The organism is Streptomyces sp. P9-A4, assembly GCF_036634195.1.
Classification (GTDB): domain Bacteria; phylum Actinomycetota; class Actinomycetes; order Streptomycetales; family Streptomycetaceae; genus Streptomyces.
Genome location: NZ_JAZIFY010000001.1, coordinates 5,387,824 through 5,411,592 on the forward strand (window position 1 = coordinate 5,387,824; position 23,769 = coordinate 5,411,592).

Annotated in this window: 17 protein-coding genes; 14 read left to right on the forward strand and 3 right to left on the reverse strand. The window is 72.4% G+C overall.

Annotated elements, in window-relative coordinates; genetic code table 11:
• Positions 1-4: 4 nt before the first annotated feature.
• The 7 genes from V4Y03_RS24405 (at position 5) to V4Y03_RS24435 (ending at position 10,251) form a co-directional block, all read left to right on the forward strand.
• The gene (locus tag V4Y03_RS24405) at positions 5-940 is read left to right on the forward strand and encodes a hypothetical protein (RefSeq protein ID WP_332436297.1); all 936 of its coding nucleotides are present in this window, start codon (positions 5-7) and stop codon (positions 938-940) included.
• Between the two features lie 192 nt (positions 941-1,132).
• A complete protein-coding gene (locus V4Y03_RS24410; protein ID WP_317875217.1) occupies positions 1,133-3,223 on the forward strand; it encodes a phosphocholine-specific phospholipase C in 2,091 nt (696 codons plus the stop codon).
• 184 nt (positions 3,224-3,407) lie between these two features.
• Positions 3,408-5,654 (forward strand): MMPL family transporter, encoded by a 2,247-nt coding sequence (locus V4Y03_RS24415; RefSeq protein ID WP_317875216.1) that lies wholly within the window; start codon positions 3,408-3,410, stop codon positions 5,652-5,654.
• Positions 5,632-6,195 (forward strand): GNAT family N-acetyltransferase, encoded by a 564-nt coding sequence (locus V4Y03_RS24420; protein ID WP_332436298.1) that lies wholly within the window; start codon positions 5,632-5,634, stop codon positions 6,193-6,195. Before V4Y03_RS24415 ends, V4Y03_RS24420 begins: the two co-directional genes overlap by 23 nt.
• Positions 6,196-6,230: 35 nt before the next feature.
• Positions 6,231-6,851 (forward strand): hypothetical protein, encoded by a 621-nt coding sequence (locus tag V4Y03_RS24425; protein WP_332436299.1) that lies wholly within the window; start codon positions 6,231-6,233, stop codon positions 6,849-6,851.
• 138 nt (positions 6,852-6,989) lie between these two features.
• The gene (locus V4Y03_RS24430; RefSeq protein ID WP_332436300.1) at positions 6,990-7,187 is read left to right on the forward strand and encodes a hypothetical protein; all 198 of its coding nucleotides are present in this window, start codon (positions 6,990-6,992) and stop codon (positions 7,185-7,187) included.
• Positions 7,188-7,194: 7 nt separating this feature from the next.
• Positions 7,195-10,251: a helix-turn-helix transcriptional regulator gene (locus V4Y03_RS24435; protein WP_332436301.1), complete on the forward strand. Its 3,057-nt coding sequence runs from the start codon at positions 7,195-7,197 to the stop codon at positions 10,249-10,251.
• Here V4Y03_RS24435 and V4Y03_RS24440 read toward each other — a convergent pair.
• The 3 genes from V4Y03_RS24440 to V4Y03_RS24450 form a co-directional block, all read right to left on the reverse strand.
• A complete protein-coding gene (locus V4Y03_RS24440) occupies positions 10,135-10,524 on the reverse strand; it encodes a DUF6191 domain-containing protein (protein ID WP_332436302.1) in 390 nt (129 codons plus the stop codon). The genes V4Y03_RS24435 and V4Y03_RS24440 overlap by 117 nt on opposite strands.
• 8 nt (positions 10,525-10,532) lie before the next feature.
• Entirely contained in the window at positions 10,533-11,666 is a 1,134-nt protein-coding gene (locus tag V4Y03_RS24445; protein ID WP_317878475.1) for a PQQ-dependent sugar dehydrogenase, read from the reverse strand.
• 101 nt (positions 11,667-11,767) lie between these two features.
• Positions 11,768-12,790 carry an aldo/keto reductase gene (locus tag V4Y03_RS24450; RefSeq protein ID WP_317878476.1) on the reverse strand — a complete coding sequence of 341 codons (1,023 nt, stop codon included), beginning with the start codon at positions 12,788-12,790 and terminating at the stop codon, positions 11,768-11,770.
• Positions 12,791-12,865: 75 nt separating this feature from the next.
• Here V4Y03_RS24450 and V4Y03_RS24455 point away from each other — a divergent pair, with 75 nt between their 5' ends.
• From V4Y03_RS24455 to V4Y03_RS24485, 7 genes are all read left to right on the forward strand, one after another.
• Positions 12,866-13,831: a 2-hydroxyacid dehydrogenase gene (locus V4Y03_RS24455; RefSeq protein WP_317878477.1), complete on the forward strand. Its 966-nt coding sequence runs from the start codon at positions 12,866-12,868 to the stop codon at positions 13,829-13,831.
• A 701-nt stretch (positions 13,832-14,532) separates the two neighbouring features.
• The gene (locus V4Y03_RS24460; protein WP_443079887.1) at positions 14,533-17,385 is read left to right on the forward strand and encodes a putative bifunctional diguanylate cyclase/phosphodiesterase; all 2,853 of its coding nucleotides are present in this window, start codon (positions 14,533-14,535) and stop codon (positions 17,383-17,385) included.
• Between the two features lie 227 nt (positions 17,386-17,612).
• The gene (locus tag V4Y03_RS24465) at positions 17,613-19,466 is read left to right on the forward strand and encodes an acetolactate synthase large subunit (protein ID WP_317875136.1); all 1,854 of its coding nucleotides are present in this window, start codon (positions 17,613-17,615) and stop codon (positions 19,464-19,466) included.
• 41 nt (positions 19,467-19,507) lie between these two features.
• The gene (ilvN, locus tag V4Y03_RS24470; protein ID WP_317875137.1) at positions 19,508-20,035 is read left to right on the forward strand and encodes an acetolactate synthase small subunit; all 528 of its coding nucleotides are present in this window, start codon (positions 19,508-19,510) and stop codon (positions 20,033-20,035) included.
• Positions 20,036-20,168: 133 nt separating this feature from the next.
• Positions 20,169-21,170 carry a ketol-acid reductoisomerase gene (gene ilvC / locus V4Y03_RS24475; protein ID WP_317875138.1) on the forward strand — a complete coding sequence of 334 codons (1,002 nt, stop codon included), beginning with the start codon at positions 20,169-20,171 and terminating at the stop codon, positions 21,168-21,170.
• A gap of 238 nt (positions 21,171-21,408) precedes the next feature.
• Entirely contained in the window at positions 21,409-22,998 is a 1,590-nt protein-coding gene (gene serA, locus V4Y03_RS24480) for a phosphoglycerate dehydrogenase (protein ID WP_317875139.1), read from the forward strand.
• A gap of 108 nt (positions 22,999-23,106) precedes the next feature.
• Positions 23,107-23,685: a TetR/AcrR family transcriptional regulator gene (locus V4Y03_RS24485; protein ID WP_317875140.1), complete on the forward strand. Its 579-nt coding sequence runs from the start codon at positions 23,107-23,109 to the stop codon at positions 23,683-23,685.
• The last annotated feature ends 84 nt before the right edge of the window (positions 23,686-23,769 follow it).

The window sequence follows — 23,769 nt, forward strand, 5'->3', positions numbered from 1 at the left end:
GGGCATGTCGGTGGAACCCACGGATTACGTCGCAGGGCTGCGCGCGCAGGCGAGCGATCAGGGACTGGAGGAGGCGCTGCGGCGCGACCGGACGGCACGGCGCCGGAAGATCGCGCTCGCGGCCGGTGCCGGGGTGCTGCTGCTCGGCGGGTTCGGGTTCTGGCTGAGCGATGTGACGGGGGAGCGGCCGGCGTACGAGCCGTACAGCGCGGAGACCCTCCGCGAGGAGATCTGGCCTCTGGAATGGCCGTACACGGAAGACATGCCGTTCCGGAACTCGCCCGCTTCCGGCTGGGCGGAGGGGGCCGACGCGATCTACGTCCCCGTGCCCATGGCGTCCGGCGGGCTGCCCGCGAAGGACATCGCCGCCGTGCTGGAGGACGTGAAGACCCTGCTCGTCGAGACGAACCTCTCGGCGGACACCCTGGCCGGCGCCGAGCCCACGGCGGCGCTCGCCCTGCTCGATCCGCGCGGAGCCGACGACCCCGTACGGAAGGACCTGGTCACCCGCTTCGACCCCGAGGAGGCGTACCCGGCCGGGAGCGGCATCCGGGTACGGGGCACGATGACCTACCAGGTCTCGGCGGCGGGGGAGCCGGCGGTGCATGTCGACTACGCCTTCGTCTACCCGCTGGTGCGGGCCGAGGAAGGCCATGACGTGGTCCCCGGCGTCCCCGAGGTGGCGCGGATCGCCGTACGGCGGCAGTTCACGGTCACGTCGAAGGGCGGGAAGCTCGTCCTGGGCGGCTACGCGAGCGAGGTCGCCAACCACGACTGCTCGGCGCCGAAGGACGGCTACCTCCACCCCCTCTTCGCCGAGGGCCGGTGGAAGGCGGGCCAGGCGGCCGAGGGGGCCCGCGTCGCCCAGGCCGACCTGTACGACGAGAAGCGGATCCTCCCGAGCGGCCCCGGCCACTGCGTGATCCCCAGCGGGACCTGACGCTCCACCGCGGGTGCGGTGACGCGGTGGCGTGCGTGGCCGGAAAGCGGTTGGATTTCCGGCGCGTTCTCTTGGACGTTCACCACCGCGCCTCCGCCGGGTCTTCTCCGTGTCATCCCGTCTCACTACCGTCCCCGGCGTACCAACCAATGGCTCGAAGGCGAACCATTGGCCGTCGACTGGAGGTCGGTCTTGTCTTCCGAGATGTCCCGCAGAAGGCTCTTCGCTCTGGGCGGAGGCGCCCTCGGCGTCGCCGCCGCCGGCTCGTTGCTGCCGCCGTCGTTGCAGGCCGCGATGGCCGCGGAGCCCCCGGCCGGAGGGATGTCGGCGGTCCGGCACGTGGTGATCCTGATGCAGGAGAACCGTTCCTTCGACCACTACTTCGGCACCCTCCGCGGCGTCCGCGGATTCGGCGACCGCAATGCCATCGAGCTGCCCTCCGGCAAGCCGGTGTTCGAGCAGCCCGCCGCGCTCGGCCGGACCGTGCTGCCCTTCCCGATCCGCGGCGCCGCCGAGACCCAGCAGAAGGACCTCCAGTACATCGGGGCCCTCGACCACTCCTGGAGCGGCGGCGGGAAGGCCTGGCACGGCGGCTGGATGGACGGCTGGGTCTCGGCCAAGACCGCCGCGACCATGGCGTACTACGACCGCCGGGACATCCCCCTGCACTACGAGCTCGCCGACACCTTCACCGTCTGCGACGCCTACCACTCGTCCGTCCACACCTCGACGAGCCCCAACCGCAACCACCTCTGGTCCGGCTGGACCGGCTTCGAGGCCGACGGCAGCCGCGCCGTCACCAACGCCGCCTACGACGAGGACACCCACCCCGGCTACGGCTGGTCCACCTACGCCGAGCGGCTCGAAGCCGCCGGGCGCAGCTGGAAGACGTACACCGAGTGGGAGAACTTCACCGACAACAACATCGAGTTCTTCACCAGCTTCAAGAAGATCGCCCGCAAGGCCCTCGCCGCCACCGGCGGGCACACCTTCATGGAGTCCTTCTACGCCGCCGTCCGCGACACCGAGGACCTCACGGAGCGCGCACGCCTCCTCGGTCTCCTGGAGGAGGGCGTCGCCGGACTCACCGCCGCCGAGCGCTCCCTCTTCGAGCGCGGTCTGCGCCGCGTCGAGAGCGGCACCCTCGCCGACGCCTTCCGCGCCGACGTCGCCGCCGGCACCCTCCCCGAGGTCTCCTACCTGGTGCCCTCCGCGATCGACTCCGAGCACCCCGGCTCCTCCTCGCCGATCGCCTCCGCGAGCCTCGTCTACAAGGTGCTCGACGCCCTCGGCGCGCACCCGGACGTCTGGCGCCACACCGTCGTCCTGATCAACTACGACGAGAACGACGGCTTCTTCGACCACGTGCCGCCGCCGGTGCCGCCGGCCGACAACACGGACGAGCGCTGGAAGGGCCAGCCCACCGGCCTCGGCATCCGGGTCCCGCTGCTCGTCGTCTCCCCCTGGTCGGTCGGCGGCTACGTCTGCTCCGAGACCTTCGACCACACCTCCGTGATCCGCTTCCTGGAGAAGCTGACCGGCATCGACGAGCCCAACATCACCCCCTGGCGCCGGGCCGTCACCGGAGACCTCACCTCCGCCTTCGACTTCCACCGGACCCGCCGCCAGCCGCCCGTCGAGCGGCCCGGCCCGATCCCGCCCTTCACCGGCCGCTGGCGACCGCAGCCCCCGGCCGTGCAGCGGATGCCGGAGCAGGAGCCCGGGGTCCGCCCCGCGCGCCCGCTGCCGTACCAGCCGGACGCCTCCGCGACGACCGGAGCGGGTGCCGTGACCGTCGCGCTCGGCAACAAGGGGAAGGCGAGCGCGCACTTCGCCCTCTACCCGTACGCGGGCGAGTTCGCCGTTCCGCAGCACCAGGACGTCAGGGGTACGGGGGAGTGGACCGTCCCCGTCCCGGGTGATCATTACCGCTTCACGATCACCGGCCCCAACGGCTTCCGCCGCGAGTTCGAGGGCCCCGCGACGGGCGGCGCCGAGCTGGCCTCCCGTATCGACCATCATGACCGTGACCTGCACCTCACCGTGCGGAACACCGGCCGGGCCCCGGTGACCTTCACCGTCGCGCCGCTCGGATACGTCGACGAGGACGACCTGGCCGACTGGACCCGGACCGTCACCGTGAAGCCCGGCAGGACCCGTACCGTCGTGCACTCGGCCGCCGACGCGCACGGCTGGTACGACATCGAGGTGACCGCGCCCGGCGGCTTCCGCCGCCGCCTCATGGGCCACATCGAGAACGGTCGCCCCAGCGTCTCCGGATGACTCCCACGGCGGGTGCGGGGGTGAGCGGACCCCCGGTTCCTCAACCCCCGCCCACGCCTGTGAGCATCGACACGAAAGGGACAAACGATCACGTTCGGCTGCCACAGTGGCCCCACGTAGGTCTTGCGTTCTTTTCGGGCGTTCTCCCGTGAAAGATCCACGAACCACCCAGGGAGCACGTCCTTTGGCCGCCATCGCACGGTGGTGCATCAGGCACCGCCTCGTCGCCGTACTGCTCTGGCTCGTCGCCCTCGGCGGGGTCGGCACCGCCGCCGTCGTCGCGGGCAGCGCGTACTCCAACGACTACGAGGTCCCCGGCACCGAGTCCGGCCGTGCCACCGCCCTCCTCGACCAGGGCTTCCACGGCCTCGGCGGCGACAGCGACACCATCGTCTGGCACACCGACCGGGGCAGCGTCCGCGCCGACGCCGTCGAGCGGCGGATGACCACGATGCTCGACAAGGTCGCCGGCCTGCCCGGCATCGCCGCCGTCACCTCGCCCTACGGGGACACCCGGGGCCAGGTCAGCGAGGACGGGCACACCGCCTACGCCACCGTCACCTTCGACGAGCAGTCCGACGACATCCCGCACGAGCAGGCCCGCGCACTGGTGGACACGGCGAAGGCGGCGGCCGACGAGGCCGGCGGCCTCTCCGTCGAGCTGGGCGGCAGCGCCGTCGCCCTCACCGAGGCCCCCGGCGGGCACATCGCGGAAGTCGTCGGCGTCGCCGTCGCCGCCGCCGTCCTCTTCCTCGCCTTCGGCTCCCTCGCCGCCTCCGTGCTCCCCATCGCGACCGCGCTCGTCAGCGTCGGCATCGCCTACTCGGGGATCGTGCTCCTCGGGCACCTGATGACCGTCGCCGACTTCGCCCCCATGCTCGGCATGCTGGTGGGCCTGGGCGTCGGCATCGACTACGCCCTCTTCATCGTCACCCGGCACCGCAGAGGCCTGAAACGCGGGCTCTCCGTCGCCGAGGCCGCCGAGACCGCCGTCGCCACCACCGGCCGCGCGGTGGTCTTCGCCGGGGCCACCGTCTGCATCGCCCTCCTCGGCATGCTGATCCTGCGGCTCAGCTTCCTCAACGGCGTCGCCATCGCCGCCTCCCTCACCGTGGTCCTCACGGTCGCCGCCTCCGTCACCCTCCTGCCGTCGCTGCTCTCCCTCATCGGGATGCGGGCACTGTCCCGGCGCGAACGCCGGGCGCTCGCCGAGCACGGGCCGCAGCCCGAGCTGCCCACCGGCTTCGCCGCCCGCTGGTCGGCCTTCGTCGAGCGGCACCCCAAGCTTCTCGGCGTCGTCGCCGCCGTCGTCATGGGCGTCCTCGCGCTGCCGACGCTCTCGCTCCACCTCGGCACCTCCGACCAGGGCAACAACCCGGCCACCGCGACCACGCGGAAGGCGTACGACCTGCTCGCCGAGGGCTTCGGCCCCGGCGTCAACGGCCCCCTCACCCTGGTCGCCGGGCTCGACGGCGCCGACGACCGGCTCGCCCTCGACCGGCTGCCGGCCGCGCTCTCCGCCACCCACGGGGTCGCGTCCGTCTCCCCGGTCACCTACAACAGCTCCGGCGACACCGCCGTACTCACCGTCGTCCCCGAGTCCGCGCCGCAGTCCAAGGCCACCAGCGAGCTCGTCGACCGGCTCCGCCAGGACGTCCTGCCGAAGGCCGAGGACGGCACCTCCCTGGAGGTCCACGTCGGCGGGGTCACCGCCTCGTACGACGACTTCGCCGAGATCATCATCGGCAAGCTGCCGCTCTTCGTCGGCGTCGTCATCGCCCTGGGCTGTCTGCTGCTCCTGCTGGCCTTCCGCTCGATCGGCATCCCGCTGAAGGCCGCCGCCATGAACGTCGCGGCCGTCGCCGCCGCCTTCGGCGTCGTCGTGGCGATCTTCCAGTGGGGCTGGGGGAGCGAACTCCTCGGGCTCGGCAGCGCGGGACCGATCGAACCCTTCCTCCCGGTGATCATGGTCTCCGTCCTCTTCGGACTCTCCATGGACTACCAGGTCTTCCTGGTCAGCCGGATGTACGAGGAGTGGCTGGAGACCGGTGACAACCGGCGGGCGGTACGGGTCGGCCTGGCGGAGACCAGCCGGGTGATCAACTCCGCGGCCGTGATCATGATCTCGGTCTTCCTCGCCTTCGTGCTCTCCGGCGACCGGGTGATCGCCATGTTCGGCATCGCGCTCGCCGCGGCCGTCGCCCTCGACGCCTTCGTCCTGCGGACCCTGCTCGTCCCCGCCCTGATGCATCTGCTCGGCGGGGCGAACTGGTGGCTGCCCCGGTGGCTCGACCGTCTGCTGCCCCGGATCAGCATCGAACCGCCCGAGTGCCGCGAGGCGGCCGACGCGCGTGGGAAAATACCGGCACAGCGTGTGACGGTTCAGGCTGTGGAGGAGAGGGACGAGAATGTTCGCGATATCGCTGGGTGACGACGGTGCCGAGCTGAGGCCCCTGGAGCCCTTCCACGCGGAGGAGTTCCTCGCCCACATGGACCGGGGCCGGGAGTTCATCGGGCAGCACGTCGCCCTGCCGGACTTCGTCGCGGACCTGGACTCCGTCGGCTCCTACCTCCGCTCGTACGCCGAGAAGGCCGCGAGCGACACCGGGCGCCTCTACGGCATCTGGACCGACGGCACCCTCGTCGGCGGCGTCCTCTTCCGTACCTTCGACACGACGGACGGGACCGCCGAGGCGGGCTGCTGGCTGGAGCCCTCCGCCGCCGGGAAGGGTCTGATCACCCGGGCCTGCCGGGTCATCATCGACTGGGCCATCGAGGAGCGCGGCATCCACCGCGTCGAGTGGCACGCCTCCACGAAGAACGAGCCCAGCGTCGCCGTCGCCCGCCGCCTCGGGATGACCAAGGAGGGCGTCCTGCGGGAGAACTACCCGTACCGGGGCGTCCGTACCGACACGGAGGTCTGGGCGGTCCTCGCCCCCGAGTGGCGCGCGGCGAAGGCCGAGGGGTCTTAAGGCGGTTCTCATGTGGGCCGCCTAGCGTGCGCCGCATGGACACCAGGACGACGACAGAGAAGAAGACCGGCGAGAGCGCGGAGAGCGCGACGTCCGCCGAGGCCGTCGAGGCCGCCGCGACAGGGCCCGTCGAGGACACCACCCCGGACCTGCTCGACAAGGGCGACAAGGACGGCAAGGCCGACAAGGCCGACAAGGACGGCGAGGTCGGCGGGACCGCCGGGGACGACGTGTTCGACGAGGACGGCGAGGAGCTGTCCTCGGAGACGGCCCCCGCCTCCGCCGGCATCGGTGGCGCCGCCGCCGCCGTGGTCTCCGCCGCCCTCGGTGTCGTCGCCCTCACCGGCACCTGGACCGGCAAGGTCGTCTCCGAGCGCGAGACGCTCGTCGGACAGATCAAGACCTCGGGCTCCGGCACCCCGGCCCAGCAGATCTCCGAGATCTACGGCGACGCCTGGCACAGCACCGCCCTGGTGAACGGCGTCTTCGCCTTCGTCGCCCTCTTCGTCGCCGTCCTCGTGCTCATCCTCCCCGGGCGCCCCGCCTGGGTCCGCGCGGTCGCCGTCGCGGGCGCCGTCCTCGGCGGCCTCGGACTGCTCCTCTCGGCCGGTACCTACTTCGACCTGTTCCTGAGCCTCCCGACCGCCGGGTCCTAAGGCCCCCCGGGACCCGTCTAAGGCCCCCCGTACCCCGAACATGCGGCACACGCCCGATGTGGCGGCACCCCCTGGGCGACGAAAGTAGAGGCATCGCAAGGAGCGATACCGAAACCGAGAAACCCAGGGGAGCACCCGATGTTCGAGTACGAGATCCAGCGTATGAACCACGCCGAGCTCATCCGCCGCGCCGCCGCCGAGCGCCTCGGCCACGAGGCCGCCGCGGCCGTCGGCGCCAGCCGGGGGCTGCGCCGCTTCGGCCGCCGCAACGGAGGCCATGACACGGAGGGGCGGGTGAGCGAGAGCGGCCGAGGCCGCTTCGTACGGGCCGCGTGACCCCCGTATGAGCGACGGAACGGATGTCTGTGCGATGCTCGGCGCCGTGGAGACCAGGTCAGTCAGCCCCGTCTTCGTCGGCCGCGCCGGCGAACTCACCGCCCTCACCGAGGCGCTCTCCCGCGCGACCGCGGGAGAGCCCCAGGCCCTGCTCATCGGCGGCGAGGCGGGCGTCGGCAAGACCCGGCTGATCGAGGAGTTCCTCGACACGGCCTGCGACCGGGGCGCCGTCATCGGCCTCGGCGGCTGCGTCGAACTCGGCGCCGACGGCCTGCCGTTCGCCCCCTTCTCCACCGCGCTGCGCTCGCTGCACCGCAGGCTGCCCGGCGAACTCACCGCCGCCGCCGACGGCCAGCAGGGCGAACTCGCCCGGCTGCTGCCCGAACTGGGCGACCCCGGCAGCCACGAGACCTCCGACGAGGACTCCACCGCCCGGCTCTTCGAGCTGACCGTACGGCTCCTGGAACGGCTCGCCGCCGACCGTACGATCGTGCTCGTCCTCGAGGACCTGCACTGGGCCGACGCCTCCACCCGGCACCTCCTCACCTACCTCCTGCGCACCCTCCGCCGCGGCCGGATCGTGGTCGTCGCCAGCTACCGCGCCGACGACATCCACCGCCGCCACCCGCTGCGCCCCCTCCTCGCCGAACTCGACCGGCTCCGCACCATCCGCCGCGTCGAACTCTCCCGCTTCACCCGCACCGAGGTGCACCGCCAGCTCACCGGCATCCTCGCCGCCGAACCCGACCCCGGACTCGTCGAAGAGGTCTTCGAACGCTCCGACGGCAACGCCTTCTTCGTCGAGGAACTCGTCGTCTCCCACGAGGCCGGCTGCGCCCCCGGCCAGCTCAGCGACTCCCTGCGCGACCTCCTGCTCGTCCGGGTCGAGACGCTCCCCGAGGACGCCCAGCGGGTCGCCAGGATCGTCGCCGAGGGCGGCTCGACCGTCGAGTACGGACTGCTCGCCGCCGTCTCGCGGCTCACCGAGGACGAACTCATCGAGGCGCTCCGGGCCGCCGTCGGCGCCAACCTCCTGCTCCCCGTCCCCGACGGCGACGGCTACCGCTTCCGCCACTCCCTGGTCCGCGAGGCCGTCAGCGACGACCTGCTGCCCGGCGAGCGCTCCCGCCTCAACCGGCGCTACGCCGAAGCCCTGGAGGCCGACCCCGGGCTGGTCCGCGCCGAGGAACGGGCCACCCGGCTCGCCACGTACTGGTACCACGCGCACGACTCCTCCAAGGCCCTGCCCGCCGTCCTCGGCGCCTCCGTCGCCACCCGCAAGCGCCACGCCTACGCCGAGCAGCTCCGGCTCCTCGAACGCGCCATGGAACTCTGGGACGAGGCCCCCGAGGAGATCCGCCGCGCGCTCCGGCCCATGGACTACGCCGAGGCCTACCCGCCCTGCGGCTGCGACCCCGAGACCACCGCCCTCAGCTACCTCGACCTGCTCGCCGAGGCCGCCGTCGCCGCCCGGCTCAGCGGCGACCGCGAACGGGCCCTGAAGATCGGCAGGACGGCCCTGCGCCTCCTGGAGGGCGCCGAGGAGAACGACCCCCTGCGCGCCGCCTGGTTCTGGACCGAGAAGGCCCGCCTCCAGTCCAACCTCGGCCGGGGCGACGGCTGGGAGGAGATCGCCCGCGCCCAGGAACTCGTCAAGGGCCTCCCGCCGTCCGCCGTCCACGCCGTCGTCCTCGTCGACGCCGCCGGCTGGGGCATGCTCCGCAACCCCGGCCCCGAGGCCCTCAGCGCCGCCGAACGCGCCGTCGAGTACGCCCGGCACGTCAAGGCCGAGTCCATCGAACTCAACGCCCGCCTCACCCTCGGCACCCTCATGGCCGCCGCCGGGGACGTCGAGGCCGGGCTCGCCGAGCTGCGCGAGGTACGCGAACGGACCATCGCCCTCGGCCAGTTCAACGAGGCCTCCCGCGCCCACATCAACCTCGCCTCCTCCCTGGAGGCGCTCGGCCGCTCCCGCGAGGCCGTCGAGGTGTCCGACGAAGGCATCCGCCTCGCCCGCTCCTACGGACTCGTCGACAGCGTCGGCTGGGTCGAGGCCAACCGGGCCGAGTCCCTGGTCTCCCTGGGCCGCTGGGAAGAGGCCCAGGAGGCCTCCGAACGGCTGCTCCGCTCGGCGACCAGCACCAAGCCGCGTGGCTCTGCCTTCCTCCGGCTCGCCCAGCTCACCGCCGCCCGGGGCGAACTCGACACGGCCCGCGGCCATCTCGCCGACGCCCGCGCCGTCTACGGCACCCGCGACCCCATCCCGCAGTACACCCTGCCCATGGCGCAGATCGAGATCGCCGTCGCCGCCGCCGAGGGGCGCGTCACGGAGGTCCGGGCCCTGCTCGCCGCCGCCGAACAGGCCGGCTTCCCGCCCGGCACCCACCGCTACGGCTGGCCGCTCGTCCTCTCCGCCGCCACCGCCGAGGCCGACAGCCGGGGGCTGCCCGCCGCCGACGAGGGCCGCGCCGAGGCGCTCGACGCGATCCGCCGCTGCGTCCGGAGCCTCGCCGCCCCGGCCCCCGTCTGGGCCGCCCACGCCCGGCAGGTCTCCGAGGAACTCGCCCGCGCCGAGGGCCGTGAGTCCGCCCTCCGCCGGGCCGAGACCGTCGCCGCCTACGAATCCCTCGAACGCCCCGCCGAGCTGGCCCGGGCCCGCCACCGCCTCGCCGACGCCCTGCTCGTCGAGGGGGGCCGCCGCGAGGAGGCCGCCGCGCTGCTCCGCGAGGCCCACGCCACCGCCTCCCGGCTCGGCGCCCGTCCGCTCCGCGAGGACGTGGAACTCCTCGCCGCCCGCGCCCGGCTCTCGCTCACCCCCGAGAAGCGGTCCGCCGTCGCCGCCGACCCCGGCGAGGACGGCTTCGGTCTGACCCCCCGCGAGCAGGGCGTGCTGCGCCTGGTCGCGGCCGGCCGCACCAACCGGCAGATCGCCGAGGAGCTGTTCATCTCACCGAAGACGGCCAGCGTCCACGTCTCCAACATCCTCGCCAAGCTCGGCGTCGCCGGCCGGGGCGAGGCCGCCGCCCTGGCCCACCGCCTCCACCTCCTCGACACCGCCCTCTGACCCACCGGTCCCGTCCTGCCCGCCGGGGTCGTCCTCTTCCTCCGCCCCGGCGGTGCCGTCGCGCCCGCCGTCCGCTGCCCCGTCCGCGACCCCGTCCTCCGGGGCCGGGCGGGCGGCCCGTATCGTCACCCGGCCCGAGCGCAGGTCTATCGGACCGCGGGAGGGATCGGCGTCCCCCGGGTCCTCCCTGGTCAGCGCCTGCCTGCGCAGCTCCTCCTCGGTGTGCCTGCGCCCCGGTGCGAAGAACTCGTCCAGTCCACCGAACACGGTCACCGCCTCCTTCAGCTCACCTCCAGCCGGAGGATCCGATCGTCGCCCGGCCCGGGGGTCCCCCGGGTGTCGGTCTCGCTCGTCACCAGCCAGAGCCGCCCGCCGCCCCCCGCGAGGACCGTCCGCAGGCGCCCGTACTCCTGTGTGAGGAACGCTCGGGGGTCCCCCGAGCGTTCCGTGCCGCGGATCGGGATCCGCCACAGCCGCTCGCCCCTGAGCGCGGCCATCCAGATCGCGCCCCGCGCGTACGCGATCCCGCTGGGCGAGGCCTCCGAGGTCGGCCACTCGGCCACCGGGTCCACGAACCCCTTCCGCCCGGCCCGCCCCTCGACCACCGGCCAGCCGTAGTTCCTCCCCGGCAGCACCAGATTCAGCTCGTCCCAGGTGTTCTGGCCGAACTCGGACGCCCACAGGTGCCCCGCCGGATCCCAGGCGAGCCCCTGCACATTGCGGTGACCGTACGAGTAGACCGTCGACCCGGGGAAGGGATTGCCCGGCGCCGGCCGGCCCTCCGGTGTCATCCGCAGGATCTTTCCGCCGAGAGAGTTGCGGTCCTGGGCCAGACCGGTCCGGCCGGTCTCGCCGGTCCCCGCGTACAGCATGCCGTCCGGCCCGAAGGCGATCCGCCCGCCGTTGTGCACGATCCCCTTGGGGATGCCGGTCAGCACCGGTTCGGGAGCGCCCGGCCGGTCGCCTTCCCCGCCCCCGTACCGCATGCGGACGATGCGGTTGTCGGACGCGGCCGTGAGATACGCGTACACCCAGCCGTCCCGTACGGCGATTCCCAGAAGTCCGCCCTCACCGCCCGGTACGACCCCGGGCACCTCGCCGAGCGGGGTCTTCGCCCCGGTCCGGCCGTCGACCCGGGTGATCGTCCGCTCGTCGCGCGAGGAGACCAGCAGGTCACCGTCCGGCAGCTCGGCCAGCCCCCAGGGCGACTTCAGCCCCTCGGTGAGCGTCCCCGCCACCGTCACCCGGCCGCCCGGGGCCGTGGAGCCCTTGGACGGGGGAGCGGAGGGCCGCGCGGAGGCCGACGCCGGCGGGGCCGTACCCGGCCGGTCCCCGGTGTCCCCCGAGGAGCAGCCCGCGACCAGCACGAGCACGGCGGCGCCCCACAGGGCCTTCACAACAGCAGGACGGCCCATGGCACGGTCCCCTTCGACGAGTCGAGCGGCATCCCTTCACTCCTGAATACACCGCCCGACCCGATGGGGTTCCCGTCCGCGCACGCGCGGTGCGAAGTCCGTCAGTCCCAGGACCCCCGGGGCGGCGGAAGCGCAGCGATCTCCGCCAGGTCCCCCGCCGTCAGCCGCAGCTCCGCCGACCGGGCGTTCTCCACCGCCCACCGCTCCCGCTTCGCCCCCGGCACCGGCACCACGTGCCGCCCCCGGGCCAGCACCCACGCGAGCGCCACCTGAGCCGGGGTGACCTGCTCGCCGTGGCGTGCGGCCACCCGCCGCAGCCCCGCCACGAGCGGCTGGTTCGCCGCCATCATCTCGGCGGTGAAGCGGGGGTGCCGGGCCCGTGGATCGTCGGGTTCGAAGCCGCCGCCCGGCGTCAGCGTCCCGGTGAGGAAACCGTTCCCCAGCGGCATCGCGGCCAGGAAGCCCACGCCCCGCGCCACGCACCAGGGCAGCAGCCGGACCAGCGCCTCCTGGGACCACACCGACAGCTCGGCCTCCACCGCCGCCACCGGGAACACCTGCTGGATCCGCTCCAGTTGGCGGATCGTTCCCTCGTACCCGTCCCGGCTGACGCCCGTGGCACCCCGGCGGGCCGACCGGCTGCCGACGGCGCACAGCCCGAGCGCCCGCACCTTGCCCGCCGAGACCAGCTCGGCCATCGCGCCCCAGGTCTCCTCGACCGGCACCTCGGGGTCGGCGCGGTGCAGTTGGTAGAGGTCGATCACATCGGTCCGGAGCCGGCGGAGGGAGGCGTCGCAGGCCCGACGCACGTACCCCGGCCTGCCGTCGGCGACCACATGCCGCCGATCCCCGCCGTCGCCGACGAGCAGCCCGCACTTCGTCGAGACGAAGATCTCCGCCCGCCGCTCCTTCAACACCCGCCCCAACAGAAGCTCGTTGGTGAACGGTCCGTACATGTCGGCGGTGTCGAGCAGGCTCACCCCGGCGTCGAGCGCCGCGTGCACGGTCCGCAGCGAGCGGTCCCCCCGCTGTTCCGAACGGCTGTACGCCCAGCTCATCGGCATGCACCCCAGGCCGATCGCACCCACGTCGAGCGCCGTCGCCCCGATAGTCCTGCGCTCCACCTGCCGGTACCCCTCCCTGTGCCGTCCCCCAAAGTAACCAATGGCGGCCGGGATTCTTCGCATAGCCTCCCGGTCATGAGATGCGAAGACAGGACCGCTGACGTGTGGCTTCCGATTCGGGCGGAGGAGATCGAGGGACTCCCCGCACCGGGCGAATCGGGCCTGAACTACCGCTTCTGGGACGGCGGGCCGGAGTTCCCGGCCGATCCGGCGCGCTGCGCGTTCTATGTCGTCCCGTACATGAAGGGCTCCGAGATCGCCGTACGGCCGCTGGCCGCGATGACCTCCGTACGGGCCGTGCAGACCCTGTCCGCGGGCATCGACCACGTCACCCCCGGCATTCCCTCGCTGCCGCCGGGCGTCGCCCTCTGCAACGCGAAGGGCGTCCACGAGGCCAGCACCGCCGAACTCACCCTCGCGCTGATCCTGGCCTCGCTGCGCGGCATCCCCGGCTTCGTCCGGGGCCAGGACGCCGAGGAGTGGCGGGCCGGCTTCTACCCGGCTCTCGCCGACAAGTCCGTCCTGATCGTCGGGTACGGGTCGATCGGCGCCGCCATCGAGGACCGGCTCGCACCCTTCGAGTGCGCGCGGGTGGCGCGCGTCGCACGCTCCGCGCGCACCACAGCGCGCGGCGAGGTCCACCCCCTGGGCGAGCTGCCCGCGCTGCTCCCGGAGGCGGACGTGGTCGTCCTCTCCACCCCGCTCACACCCGCGACCAGGCATCTCGTCGACGCCGGGTTCCTGGCGCGGATGAAGGACGGCGCGCTCCTGGTGAACGTCGCCCGGGGGCCGGTCGTGGACACCGCCGCGCTGCTCAAGGAGGTGGAGAGTGGCCGGATCACGGCGGCGCTCGATGTCACCGACCCGGAACCGCTGCCGTCCGGGCACCCGTTGTGGCACGCTCCGGGTGTCCTGATCAGTCCCCATGTGGGAGGTTCCACCTCGGCCTTCATGCCGAGGGCGAAGCGGCTGATCGCGGGACAGCTGCGACGGTTCGCGGCGGGCGAGGATCTGGCCAACGTCCTCCTCACCACCGGCTGAACCGCGCCCGCGGACGCGGGCGGAGCGGCCGGGGGAGTGGCGGCGGGCGCCGGTGGGGCGGCGCCGACCCGGCCGCGTACGGCCGGTCGGGTGGTTCGCGCCCCCGACACGCGCCGCGTACGAGCCCCCGACCGTCACGGAGAGTACTGCACCCCTGTCCCTGAGTGACGGTCCTGGTGTATCGTCCCGGATCGGGGGACTGCGTCGAGTACGGGCTGACGCCGGGGAGCGAAGTGACTGGTCATCAGATTCCGAGGGGGGCGACAGGTGAAGCACGGCCGGAGGACCGACGATCCGACGCGGCGACGCCGCCGTCGCCGAGCCTTCCGCGCGTCGCCGCGGACCTCGCACGTTCCGTGCCGGACCAGGCCGCGCCCCACCGCGCGCCCCGCCCCGCCGGGCCACAGGCCACCACGACCGGGAGCGCCGCGCCGCACACCGGACCCGGCACGGACGACGGAGGCCGCGGCGCCGAACCGCCGGGCCGCCCGGACGGCAGCACGCCGCCCGTCCAGCGTCGCGCCGTGCCCCATGACGCCCACGAGGCGGGCGGGGCCGCCGCCCCGGCGACGGAGCCCCCGGCCGTACGGGACCTCGACGGCCCCCACGACTGCGACGGCCACGCCCCCGGGGGCCCCGGCGAGCCCCCGGCGCGCCCGCACGACCCGGCCGGGTGCGGCGGTGCGACACCGGAGGGACCGGTGAGCGCCCCCGGCGCGGTCCTCACGCGTCCCCCCGTCGGCACCGCCGCGGGCGACGCGCGGGGCGGCACCGGCCACCCGGACCCCGGCGGCCCCGGCCCCGGCGCGGTCCTCGCCCAGATCGCCCTGGGGCTGATCTGCGCCGGCTACACCACCGGGGCCTCGCTCGGCTGGGGCTCCCCGCGACTCGCCCTGTTCATGGGTGATTTCGGGCTGAGCGCCGCCGCGCTCACCGCCGCGGTCTCCTGCTTCCTCTACGCCCGCGCCCACCGCGGCGGCGACCGCCCGGCCTGGCTGCTCTTCGCCTTCTCCTCGTTCATGGCCTCCGCGGGCAACGGCGTCTGGGGGTGGTACGAGGTCGTGCTCCGCACGGAGGTGCCGGACTCCTCCGTCGCCGACCTCTTCTTCTTACTCTTCGCGCCGCCCGCCATCGTCGGCCTCCTCGTCCTGGCCAAGAAGCCCGTCACCCGGGCCGGCTGGGTCTGCCTGGCGCTCGACGCCTGGCTCATCGGGGGCTCGCTCCTGACGCTCTCCTGGAGCCTGGCCCTCGCGCGCACGGCCCGGTTCGAGAACGAACCGGTCGCGCAGGCCGCGCTGTCACTCGCGTACCCCCTGCTCGACATCGTCCTCGTCAGCATGGTCCTGGTCCTGCACTTCCGGCGCTCGCAGGTGAACCGCTCGGCGACCAACACCGCCATCGCCGCACTCGCCCTGACCGTGCTGTGCGACGCCCTGTTCACCTCGCCGCTGCTCCGCGAGCACTACGCCTCCGGGCAGCTGCTCGACGCCGGCTGGTTCGCGGGCTCCCTGCTGCTCGCGTACGCGCCCTGGGGCGTACGCAGGCTCCCGGACGCCGCGACCACCGGGCGCGGCCCCTTGCTGCACAGCCGCCCGGTCGCCGGATCGCTCGCCGCGCTCACCCCGTACCTCGCCGCCGCCGTCTGCACCCTCGGCATCCTCTACAACGTGGTCGAGGGACGCAGTATCGACCGCTTCGTCGTCCTCACCGGCTGCGCGGTCGTCCTCGCCCTCGTCGTACGGCAGGGCATCATGCTCCTCGACAACATCGCCCTCACCCACGAACTGGCCCAGAAGGAGAACCACTTCCGGTCGCTCGTACAGGGCTCCAGCGACGTCATCATGATCGCCGCGCCCACCGGGACACTCCGCTACGTCAGCCCGGCCGCCGCCGGGGTGTACGGGCGCGAGGCCGACGAGCTGATCGGCACCGAGCTGTCCTCGCTCATCCACCCCGAGGACCTCGGCGCCGTCGTCCACGAGGTGCGCCGCTTCCTGGCCCTCTCGCCCGCCGAGGAGCCCACCACCCGCATCGAGTGCCGGTTCAGCTCGGGGCGCGGCGACTGGCTCAACGTCGAGTCCACGGTCAACCGGCACCAGGGCGGCCTGATCTTCAACAGCCGGGACGTCACCGAACGCGTCCGGCTCCAGGCCCAGTTGCAGCACAACGCCGAGCACGACCCGCTCACCGACCTGCCCAACCGCGCGCTGTTCACCCGGCGGGTCCGGCAGGCGCTCGGCGGCCGACGGGCCTCCGACCAGGGCACCGCCGTGCTCTTCATCGACCTCGACGGCTTCAAGGGCGTCAACGACCGCCTGGGCCACCAGGCGGGCGACGACCTGCTCGTCCAGGCCGCCCGCCGCCTCCACGAGTCCGTCCGCTCCGGGGACACCGCCGCGCGGCTCGGCGGCGACGAGTTCGCCGCCCTCATCCTCGGCGACGGCGGCCGTGAGCGGGCCGCCCGCGAGAGCCAGGTCCAGGAGATCGCCGACCGGCTCCGGCTCACGCTCTCCCGGCCCTACCGCGTCGACGGCGGCACCGAGGTGCGGGTCGCCGCCTCCATCGGCGTCGCCTTCGCCGAGCCCGGCATGGAGGCCGGTGAACTCCTGCGCAACGCCGACCTCGCCATGTACCGGGCCAAGGCGGCCGGCAAGGACCGCGTCGAGCTCTACGCGCCCCAGATGCAGGCCGAGGTGGTCCGCCGGACGGAACTGGCCGCCCGGCTGCGCACCGCGCTCCACGACGGCGAGTTCGCCCTGCTCCACCAGCCCGTCGTCGACCTCGCCACCGGCCGGATCTCCGCCGTCAGCGCCCAGGCGCGCTGGCGCTCGGCCCAGGGCATCCTCTTCACCCCCGCCGAGTTCCTCCGGGTCGCCGACGACGGCGAGCGCACCGCCGAACTGGGCCGCTGGCTCCTCGAAGAGGCCGTGGAGCAGGCCGCCGAGCGGGCGGGAATCGGCCACCGGACGCCCGTGTGCATCCGCCTCTCGGCCCGGCGCCTCCTGGACCGCTCGCTGCCGCTCGGCTCCGTCGAGTCCCTGCTCACCCGGCACGGGCTGCCGTCCGGCTCGCTGATCGTCGAGCTGGCCGACAGCGACCCCCGGGTCTCCCTGGACGAGCTGGAACAGCGGCTGGTGGCCCTGCGCCGCCTCGGGGTGCGGATCTCGCTGGACGGATTCGGCAGCGGACACATGGCGATCAACGCACTCAGGCGGCTTCCCGTCGACATACTGAAACTGGACCGGGGGCTCGTCGAGGGCGTGGTCGAGTCGGCCCGGCTCCGCAAGATCACCCGCGGGGTGCTCCGTATCGCCGGTGAACTCGGCGTGCAGACCGTCGCCGAGGGCGTCGACGTACCGGAGCAGGTCGTCGCCCTGCGGGCGATGGGATGCGGCCACGCGCAGGGCATGGCCTTCTCGGGGCCGCTCGACGAGTACCGGCTGCGCAGGGCCCTGGTGCGGGACGAGTACCCACTGCCCGGAGCGGTCCCGGTGCGGGCCGGGAACCGTCCCCCGTTCCGCTCAAATACTGAGACGCCCGTCCCACCCACTTGACAGTGGCGAGGGCTGGGAGGGAGGGTCAGTGCCATGCGCACCCGAATTCTCGTACTTGGAAAGCGCGTCGGCTGAAGCAGGGTCACCGTAGGCCCGGCTTAGAACGCACCGACGCGCTCCCCTCGCTTGCCTCCCGGCACGAGGGGTTTTTTGTTGCACCGGCTCACCCCGAAGTCGCAGCAAAACCCCGCAAAACACCTCGCAAAAACCCTCTGCTTCGAGAAGAGATGCTGATGACCGACCAGGCCACCGGGCACCATCCGCAGCCGCGGCCCCGTAGCGCCGCGCAGCAGCCCGCCACCACCGTCGAGCACGTCACGGGTGCGCAGTCCCTCATCCGTTCTCTCGAGGAGGTGGGTGCCGACACGGTCTTCGGCATCCCCGGCGGCGCGATCCTTCCCGCGTACGACCCGATGATGGACTCGAAGCGGGTGCGCCACATCCTGGTCCGCCACGAGCAGGGCGCGGGGCACGCGGCCACCGGCTACGCCCAGGCGACCGGCAAGGTCGGCGTCTGCATGGCGACCTCGGGACCGGGCGCCACCAACCTCGTCACCCCGATCGCCGACGCGCACATGGACTCCGTCCCGCTGGTCGCGATCACCGGCCAGGTCGCCTCGAAGGCGATCGGCACGGACGCCTTCCAGGAGGCGGACATCTGCGGCATCACGATGCCGATCACCAAGCACAACTTCCTCGTCACCAAGGCCGAGGACATCCCGCGGACGATCGCCGAGGCCTTCCACATCGCCTCGACCGGCCGCCCGGGTCCGGTCCTGGTCGACATCGCCAAGGACGCCCTCCAGGCGAAGACCACCTTCAGCTGGCCGCCGCAGACCGACCTGCCCGGCTACCGCCCGGTCACCAAGCCGCACGCCAAGCAGATCCGCGAGGCCGCCAAGCTGATCAGCGCGGCCAAGCGCCCGGTGCTGTACGTCGGCGGCGGTGTCATCAAGGCCGGCGCGACCGCCGAGCTGAAGATCCTCGCCGAGCTGACCGGAGCCCCGGTCACCACCACCCTGATGGCCCTCGGCGCCTTCCCCGACAGCCACCCGCTGCACGTGGGCATGCCCGGCATGCACGGTGCGGTCACCGCCGTCACCGCGCTCCAGAAGGCCGACCTGATCGTCGCCCTGGGCGCCCGCTTCGACGACCGCGTCACCGGCAAGCTCGACAGCTTCGCCCCGTACGCCAAGATCGTCCACGCGGACATCGACCCGGCCGAGATCGGCAAGAACCGCGCCGCCGACGTCCCGATCGTCGGTGACGCCCGCGAGGTCATCGCCGACCTGGTCCAGGCCGTCCAGGCCGAGCACAGCGAGGGCAACAAGGGCGACTACACCGCCTGGTGGAGCGACCTGAACCGCTGGCGCGAGACCTACCCGCTCGGCTACGACCTGCCGGAGGACGGCAGCCTCTCCCCGCAGCAGGTCATCCAGCGCATCGGACAGCTCGCCCCCGCGGACACGATCTTCGCGGCGGGCGTCGGCCAGCACCAGATGTGGGCCGCCCACTTCATCGACTACGAGCGCCCGGCCACCTGGCTGAACTCCGGCGGCGCCGGGACGATGGGTTACGCGGTCCCCGCCGCGATGGGCGCCAAGGCCGGCATGCCCGACCGCCCGGTCTGGGCGATCGACGGCGACGGCTGCTTCCAGATGACCAATCAGGAGCTCACCACCTGCGCCCTGAACAACATCCCGATCAAGGTCGCCATCATCAACAACGGCGCCCTGGGAATGGTCCGCCAGTGGCAGACCCTCTTCTACAACCAGCGCTACTCCAACACCGTCCTGCACTCCGGCCCGGACGACGTCCAGGCGAACAAGGGCACCCGCGTCCCCGACTTCGTCAAGCTCTCCGAGGCCATGGGCTGTGTCGCCCTGCGCTGTGAGGACCCGGCCGACCTGGACAAGGTCATCGCCGAGGCCAACGCCATCAACGACCGTCCGGTCGTGGTCGACTTCATCGTCCACGAGGACGCCCAGGTCTGGCCGATGGTCGCCGCCGGCACCTCGAACGACGAGGTGATGGCCGCCCGGGGCGTCCGCCCCGACTTCGGTGACGGCGAAGACGACTGAAGCGCGGAACGAAGCAGAGCGAAAAGGAAGAGACCCAGACCATGTCCACCAAGCACACGCTCTCCGTTCTCGTCGAGAACACGCCCGGCATCCTCGCCCGGATCGCCGCCCTGTTCTCCCGCCGCGGCTTCAACATCGACTCCCTCGCCGTCGGCGTCACCGAGCACCCCGACATCTCCCGCATCACCATCGTGGTCAGTGTCGAGGACCTGCCCCTGGAGCAGGTGACCAAGCAGCTCAACAAGCTGGTCAACGTCCTGAAGATCGTCGAACTCGAGCCCAGTGCCGCGATCCAGCGCGAGCTCGTCCTGGTGAAGGTCCGCGCCGACAACGAGACCCGCTCCCAGATCGTCGAGATCGTGCAGCTGTTCCGCGCCAAGACCGTGGACGTCTCGCCCGAGGCGGTCACCATCGAGGCCACCGGTTCGAGTGACAAGCTCGAAGCGATGCTCAAGATGCTGGAGCAGTTCGGCGTCAAGGAGCTCGTGCAGTCCGGCACGATCGCCATAGGGCGTGGCTCCCGGTCCATCACGGACCGGTCCCTGCGGGCCCTCGACCGCAGCGCCTGAGAATCATCGCCCCGGAGTCGTCGGAGGCCGACCGGCGGTCCATCCGCCGGTCCGACTGACGAGACCCGAAAACCTTCCTCCCGCTCCCCGCCGTACGGTGGGACGCAACACCAGCACCTCAAGGAGATACCCAGTGGCCGAGCTGTTCTACGACGACGACGCCGACCTGTCCATCATCCAGGGCCGCAAGGTCGCGGTGATCGGATACGGCAGCCAGGGCCACGCCCACGCCCTGTCCCTCCGTGACTCCGGCGTCGACGTCCGCGTCGGCCTGCAGGAGGGCTCGAAGTCCAAGGCCAAGGCCGAGGAGCAGGGCCTGCGCGTCGTCTCCGTGGCGGAGGCCGCGGCCGAGGCCGACCTCATCATGATCCTGACCCCGGACCCGATCCAGGCCCAGGTCTACGAGGAGTCCATCAAGGACAACCTGAAGGAGGGCGACGCGCTCTTCTTCGGTCACGGCCTGAACGTCCGCTACGGCTTCATCAAGGTGCCCGAGGGCATCGACGTCGCCCTGGTCGCCCCGAAGGGCCCGGGCCACCTGGTCCGCCGTCAGTACGAGGAGGGCCGCGGCGTTCCGTGCATCGCGGCCGTCGAGCAGGACGCGACGGGCAAGGCCTTCGCGCTGGCGCTCTCGTACGCCAAGGGCATCGGCGGCACCCGCGCCGGCGTCATCAAGACGACCTTCACCGAGGAGACCGAGACCGACCTGTTCGGTGAGCAGGCCGTCCTCTGCGGTGGCACCGCGGCTCTGGTCAAGGCGGGCTTCGAGACCCTGACCGAGGCCGGCTACCAGCCGGAGATCGCGTACTTCGAGTGCCTGCACGAGCTGAAGCTCATCGTCGACCTCATGTACGAGGGCGGCCTGGAGAAGATGCGCTGGTCGGTCTCCGAGACCGCCGAGTGGGGCGACTACGTGACGGGCCCGCGGATCATCACCGACGCCACCAAGGCCGAGATGAAGAAGGTCCTCGCGGAGATCCAGGACGGCACCTTCGCCAAGGAGTGGATGGCCGAGTACCACGGCGGTCTGAAGAAGTACAACGAGTACAAGTCCCAGGACGAGAACCACCTCCTGGAGACCACCGGCAAGGAGCTGCGGAAGCTCATGAGCTGGGTGAACGACGAGGAGGCGTAAGCCTTCCGGGCGGGGGCCGGACACTGTGTCCGGCCCCTCCCCACTTCGTTGGACACCCCGTCCAACCACGGACGGGTGATCCTTCCAACGAGGCGCATGAACTGCGCCTGGGCACCACTACACTTCTCAACAACATTCGCGTTCAGGCCCACAGCGTCGTGCGCTTTCACGCGGCAAGCCCCCTCCACCGCCTGCGGCCGTCGGGACGGCCGTCCGCACTGGATCTGTGAGGACTCACGTGAGCTCGAAACCTGTCGTACTCATCGCTGAAGAGCTGTCGCCCGCCACCGTCGACGCGCTGGGCCCGGACTTCGAGATCCGGCACTGCAACGGCGCCGACCGCGCCGAGCTGATCCCCGCGATCGCCGACGTGGACGCGATCCTGGTCCGTTCCGCGACCAAGGTCGACGCCGAGGCTCTCGCCGCCGCCCGCAAGCTGCGGGTCGTCGCCCGCGCCGGTGTCGGCCTGGACAACGTGGACGTCTCCGCCGCCACCAAGGCCGGCGTGATGGTCGTCAACGCCCCGACGTCGAACATCGTCACCGCCGCCGAGCTGGCGTGCGGTCTGCTGGTCGCCACCGCGCGCAACATCCCGCAGGCCAACACCGCCCTGAAGAACGGCGAGTGGAAGCGCAACAAGTACACGGGCGTCGAGCTCAGCGAGAAGACCCTCGGTGTCGTCGGCCTCGGCCGCATCGGCGTCCTGGTCGCCCAGCGCATGTCGGCCTTCGGCATGAAGATCGTCGCGTACGACCCCTACGTGCAGCCCGCCCGCGCCGCCCAGATGGGGGTGAAGCTGCTGGCCCTGGACGAGCTCCTGGAGGTCGCGGACTTCATCACCGTCCACCTGCCGAAGACCCCCGAGACCATCGGTCTCATCGGCGACGAGGCGCTGCACAAGGTCAAGCCCTCCGTCCGCATCGTCAACGCCGCGCGCGGCGGGATCGTGGACGAGGAGGCGCTGTACTCGGCGCTCAAGGAGGGCCGGGTCGCCGGCGCCGGCCTCGACGTGTACGCGAAGGAGCCCTGCACGGACTCCCCGCTCTTCGAGCTCGACCAGGTCGTCTGCACCCCGCACCTCGGCGCGTCCACGGACGAGGCCCAGGAGAAGGCCGGCATCGCCGTCGCCCGCTCGGTGCGCCTGGCGCTCGCCGGTGAGCTGGTCCCGGACGCGGTCAACGTCCAGGGCGGTGTCATCGCGGAGGACGTGAAGCCGGGCCTGCCGCTCGCCGAGAAGCTCGGCCGGATCTTCACCGCGCTCGCGGGCGAGGTCGCGGCCCGTCTCGACGTCGAGGTGTACGGCGAGATCACCCAGCACGATGTGAAGGTGCTCGAACTCTCCGCGCTCAAGGGCGTGTTCGAGGACGTGGTCGACGAGACCGTGTCGTACGTCAACGCCCCGCTGTTCGCGCAGGAGCGCGGTGTCGAGGTGCGCCTGACGACCAGCTCCGAGTCGCCCGACCACCGCAACGTCGTCACCGTGCGCGGCACCCTCGCGAACGGCGAGGAGGTCGCGGTCTCCGGCACGCTGGCCGGCCCCAAGCACCTCCAGAAGATCGTCGCGGTCGGCGACTACGACGTGGACCTGGCGCTCGCCGACCACATGGTGGTGCTGCGCTACGAGGACCGCCCGGGTGTCGTCGGCACCGTCGGCCGGATCCTCGGCGAGGCCGGTCTGAACATCGCCGGCATGCAGGTCTCCCGCGCGGAGGAGGGTGGCGAGGCGCTCGTCGTGCTCACCGTGGACGACACGCTGCCGGCGCCGGTGCTCGCGGAGATCGCGGCCGAGATCGGTGCCGCCTCGGCCCGCTCGGTCAACCTGATCTGACGCACGGCCCCGCGGGGCGGTTACGGCCCGCAGGACCCGCACGCTTCCGTACCCGGCAGCTAGACGTTCGTATTACACAAGCGTCTAGTGGCCGGGTACAGTGCTGTCATGGGACACAAGGAAGACCTGCTCGAAGGCGCCAAGCGCTGCCTCCTGGAGAAGGGGTACGGGCGGACCACGGCCCGCGACATCGTCGCCGCGTCGGGCACCAACCTCGCCTCCATCGGCTACCACTACGGCTCCAAGGACGCCCTGCTCCAGCAGGCCTTCCTGGCCCTCACCGAGGAGTGGGGCGACCGGGTCACCCCGCCCGAGGGCGACGGCGGGGCGCCGGAGCTGCCGGCCGACCCGTACGAGCGCTTCCACGCCGTCTGGGCCCGGCTGATCGCCGCCGCCGAGGCCAGCCGCCCGGTCTGGAAGCTCCAGACCGAGGTCGTCACCCGGCTCGACGACGACGAGAAGCTCCGCGACGCCATCAAGGAGCCGCAGCGGGAGGGCCGGCTGGGCATCGCCGAGGGCATGCTCGGCATCGACCCGGCGGCCGAGCCGGAGAAGGCGCGGGTGGCCGGCCTCCTCTGTCAGGCGCTCGCCACCGGCGTCATGATCCAGTGGATGGTCGACCCGGAGACCGCGCCGAGCGCCGACGACCTCACCGAGGGCCTCAAGGTCCTGATGGAGGGTCAGTAGGGGCCGATTCGGCCGGAGTTGTCGCTTCCGGCGGCACCGGGCTGCTGTGATGGCCGGGACCGCACGAGCCCACGCCGGGAGGCA